3 protein-coding genes and 1 pseudogene are annotated in these 3,848 nt (G+C 73.4%); 1 reads left to right on the forward strand and 3 read right to left on the reverse strand.

What is annotated here, in order from left to right:
* Positions 1-95, forward strand: a pseudogene (locus ABZ885_RS37330) (tRNA pseudouridine(55) synthase TruB); the annotation flags it as partial.
* A gap of 212 nt (positions 96-307) precedes the next feature.
* On the opposite strand, the gene ABZ885_RS37335 reads toward ABZ885_RS37330, so the two are convergent.
* The 3 genes from ABZ885_RS37335 to ABZ885_RS37345 form a co-directional block, all read right to left on the reverse strand.
* The gene (locus ABZ885_RS37335) at positions 308-1,672 is read right to left on the reverse strand and encodes a YcaO-like family protein (RefSeq protein ID WP_360199051.1); all 1,365 of its coding nucleotides are present in this window, start codon (positions 1,670-1,672) and stop codon (positions 308-310) included.
* Complete coding sequence (locus ABZ885_RS37340; RefSeq protein ID WP_360199053.1) at positions 1,669-2,757, reverse strand: hypothetical protein; 1,089 nt, start codon at positions 2,755-2,757, stop codon at positions 1,669-1,671. The genes ABZ885_RS37335 and ABZ885_RS37340 overlap by 4 nt, the downstream gene beginning before the upstream one ends.
* A gap of 3 nt (positions 2,758-2,760) precedes the next feature.
* Positions 2,761-3,848, reverse strand: a 1,088-nt coding sequence (locus tag ABZ885_RS37345; RefSeq protein WP_360199055.1) for a SagB/ThcOx family dehydrogenase, incomplete at its 5' end; no start/stop codon positions are given.

Genomic DNA, 3,848 nt, shown 5'->3' on the forward strand with positions numbered 1-3,848 from the left:
TCGTCGACAAGCCGGAGGGCATCACCTCGCACGGGGTGGTCGCCAAGCTCCGGTGGCTGGCCGGGACGCGGAAGGTCGGCCACGCCGGCACGCTCCGCCGGCCGCCGCGACGGCGAGGGCCAGGCCGGTCACCGCCAGGTAGGCCGCCGGGGCGCCGAACAGCGCGAACCACGCCGCCCGGCCCCGTCCGGCGCCGGGCCCTTCCTTCGCCCCTGCTGAACCGGCCGTCCCGCCGGCCGCGGGGCCGAACGCCGTTGCGACGCGCACCAGTTCGGCGGGTGCGACGGTGGCCGCCAGCACCAGGCACTCAAGGGAGCGGGTGTGGGACCACATGGGTCACACCCCCATGGCTCAGCATCCGCGGGTGGCCCTTCGGAGGGAACCCGGGCAGGCACATGCTCAGCAGCTCCGGGATCACCGCCCGCACCACCCGCCACGGCGTGTCGGCCAGCTCCGGCGGCGTGATGTCCAGGTAGCCCGCCCACTCGCTGACGCCGGCGAGCTCGGCCAGCAGCCGGCGGATCGCCGACCCGTCGTCGGCCGCGTAGCCGGGCAGACCGGCGAAGTCCACGCGCCCGGCCGTCCTGCTCTCCACCGCGGCCAGCTTGCGCTCGGCGTCCCCGGGCGCGGCGAAGTACAGCACATTGGTGTCCAGGTCGGTGTACGCCGAACTCGCCTGCGCGAAATGCACGTTGGGCAGGTCGAAGACGGTGCTGAACATGCCGATGCCGAGGATCGCGGTCGCCTCGGCGGCCCCGCGCAGCAGCGCCTGCCGCGGCTGCGGGTCCGCCTGCAGCCCGAAGGCGATGTACGGCAGCCTGCCGTCCCGGCGGACCAGCGTCACCCCGATGTTCGGCAACGGCAGGTCCGGCCGGGTGAGGTAGCTCGCCCGCACCTCGTACGGTCCGTCCGGCGCCAGCCCGGCCGCCGCGAGCAGCTCCCGGCCGTCCTCGTCGAGGTCGATCAGCGGCGCCGCGGCCCCGGTGTACCAGTTGAGGACGAAGGCGTCGATCTGGACGGCCTCGACGAGCGCCCCGAGCAGCGCCTTGTCCAACGACACGTGGGCCGCCGTCCCGGTGGAGAAGGACGGGGTGAACAGTTTGTCGCCGGCCCGGGCGTCGCTGCGGAAGCCGAGGAACACCAGCTGCGCGGGAAGGTAGACCTCCTCCCCGGGCCGGGTCAGCGACGGGCAGGCGATCCACGCGATGACGTCGTCCTCGGTGGGGAGCTCGGGCGAGTAGCGGTGCATCATCCGGGCGAGCAGCCGCTGCTGCTCGGCGTCGAAGATGCCCAGCAGCTCCAGCGGCAGGCAGCGGTGCCGGGACGACAGTGCACGGTAGGAGGCGTGCTCGATCCGGTCCGCGAACAGCGGCATCGCCATGATCGCCGCGTACCGCTCCACCGACTCGCCGGTGAGCCGGGTCACCGCCTCCTCGTTGGTGGACCCGTAGCCGGCGAGGTGGTACTGCATCTGCAGGTGCGGGTCGCCCAGCGCCAGGCGGTGGTACTGCGGCATCGCCGCGGTGGCCGACCGGAGGTACGGCTCGCCGTCGATCGCGGCGACCGAGACCAGCATGCCCGGCAGGATCCCGCCCTGGTTGCCGCCGATCCGGCCGTACCGGGCGAGCGCCTCGGCCATCCCCGGATGGCCGCGGGTCGGGATGCCGCTCATCGGCCCCCTCCGAGCGCCTCGCGGACGTGGCGGTCGACGACGACCCGGCTGCTGAAGTTGATCTCGCGCACGATGTCCCGGGCCACGTGACCGCAGGCCGGACACGTCCCGATGCGCAGCACGTCCTGCGCCTGCATCTCGTACGTCGGCAGGTAGACGCTCAGCGCCCGGCCGAGGAACCGCGAGGTCCCGAGCGAGCGCAGCAGCACGGCCTCGTTCACCAGGTGCGCGCAGATCAGCGACTCCACGCCGTTGGCCCGGCCGGTGCCGCCGGACGCGCCGGCCCCGACGAAGGCGTGGTAGCCGATGTGGTCCTCCAGGCGTGCGAGCGAGCGCTGTTCGAAGCACTCCAGGCAGCCGGTGCGCGGGCTCTCGGCACCGACGACCGTCGCGAACGGCCCTTCGACCAGCCCGACCACCACCGGCTTCTCCAGGTGGCAGACCAGCCGGTTGAGGTTGCGCAGGGTCAGGATCGAGGCCTGGCCGAGGTGGACGACGAGCGAGTCGCAGTGCCCGACGGCCGCACTCAGCCGCTTCAGCGCGTCCGCGGCGGCCAGACCGCCCATCCCGGAGGTCAGGTCGGCGCTGCGCAGCCCGTCCAGGAAGTCGGCCGGAAGCGGCTCCAGCGGCACGCCGAGGGCCTCCGCCTGGGCGGCGAGGTAGGCGGCGGCGCTGGGCGAATCGGCGGCGAAGCCGACCGTCGCGTCGACGGACTCGCCGGCGCCGTACAGGTCCAGGTTGCCCAGCAGGGCCCGGGCCATCTCCGCGCCGTGCTCGGACGGGCGGTCGTGGGCGAGGAAACCGGCCTGCCGCAGCTCGTTGACGGCCAGCCGGAGGTTGGCCCGCTCCACCGGCGTCAGGTCGACGGCCTCCGCGAACGACCCGTCGGCCGGCTTGCCGGCGGCCAGCGTCTCGAACAGCCCGGTCATCGCGGTCCGGACCGCGGGGGACTCCGCCCGCAGGTCGACGTTGACCTCGGAGAAGTTCCAGATGCCCCAGCGCAGCCGGATGACCCCCGGCTCGACGGCCAGGAGCCGGACGGACGTCGCCAGGACGATCCCCGGCTCGGACGGTGCGACGGTCATGGATCAGGCCTCTCCGTGTCCGAGGAGCGTCAGGTGGACGACATGGCGCGACGTGCCGTCGCAGCCGAGCGTCTTTTCTAGGGTCTGCTTGTCGTACCCGCCCTGGTCGCACCCGATCATGCCGAGCGCGGTCCGGGCCAGGTGGACGTTCTGGGAGATCCCGCCGACCTCGATCAGGGCGAAGACCAGCCCGCTGTCGCCGTACTTCTGCGAGTTGGCGTACAGGTCGTAGACGTAGACCAGCGCGAAGGCGACCTTGTCCAGCTCGACGTCCGCCGTGAACAGCTGCCGGCCCAGGTCGACCGGGGACGGCGTCGCGGTGAGCGGCCGCAGCGTGTGACTGTGCGGCTGGTACTCGTACCCGCCCGGCGCCAGCCCCTTCACGTGCTGGGCGAGCACCGCGAGCCGCACCGGGTAGAGGCCGCCGCCGGAGGGGGCGTTGCGCAGCGCCACCGCGGCGTCGCCGTCCTGGGCGGTGGGCACCGGCAGACTCCCCGAGACGCCCTGCGCGTGCCACAGGACGGTCGCCAACTCGTCCAGGGCGGCGGGCTTTCCGGAGAAACCCCGCCCGCTGCGCCGCGCGGCCACCGCGGTGGTGAGGCCGGCACGCAGCCGCCGGTGCCCGGGCAGGGCGACCGCCCCGTCCAGCCGTTCCTGGAGGTCGCTGTGCGCGCTGGAGAGGACGGCGTCGTGGCCGTAGAACCGCGAGACCCCCAGCTGCATGCCGAGATCCCGGCCGCTGCGGCGGTGGTTGAGCAGCAGCTCCTCGCCCACGAAGCCGTGCACGGCCGGACTCCACCGGCCCCGCACCACCGACTCCGGTGCCCGTACCACCGTCGTCGCGCTGTACATCGACACGGAGGTGTGCTGTTGCCCGAACGCCGCCACGGTGGACACGTGGGCGTTGCGGCCCAGGTAGTCGGAGACGGCCTCTTCGGAGTCCTTCAGTGACATCTCGGCCTTTCGCTCGACGAGGGGTGCGGGCTGTGCGGCGTACGGGCGGTGCGGGAGTTCGGCGGCGATGCGCTCGGCCCCGGCGGGGTTGGTGTAGCGCAGTGCCCACCCGAGGCGGTCGTCGGCCACCTGCGAGA

The organism is Kitasatospora sp. NPDC047058 (assembly GCF_040643935.1).
GTDB lineage: Bacteria > Actinomycetota > Actinomycetes > Streptomycetales > Streptomycetaceae > Kitasatospora.

What these genes read in the sequence shown, in the direction of transcription:
- ABZ885_RS37335 (WP_360199051.1), bottom strand. Translation starts at nt 1,672, where the DNA reads ATGAGCGGCATCCCGACCCGCGGCCATCCGGGGATGGCCGAGGCGCTC.
- ABZ885_RS37340 (WP_360199053.1), bottom strand. Translation starts at nt 2,757, where the DNA reads ATGACCGTCGCACCGTCCGAGCCGGGGATCGTCCTGGCGACGTCCGTC.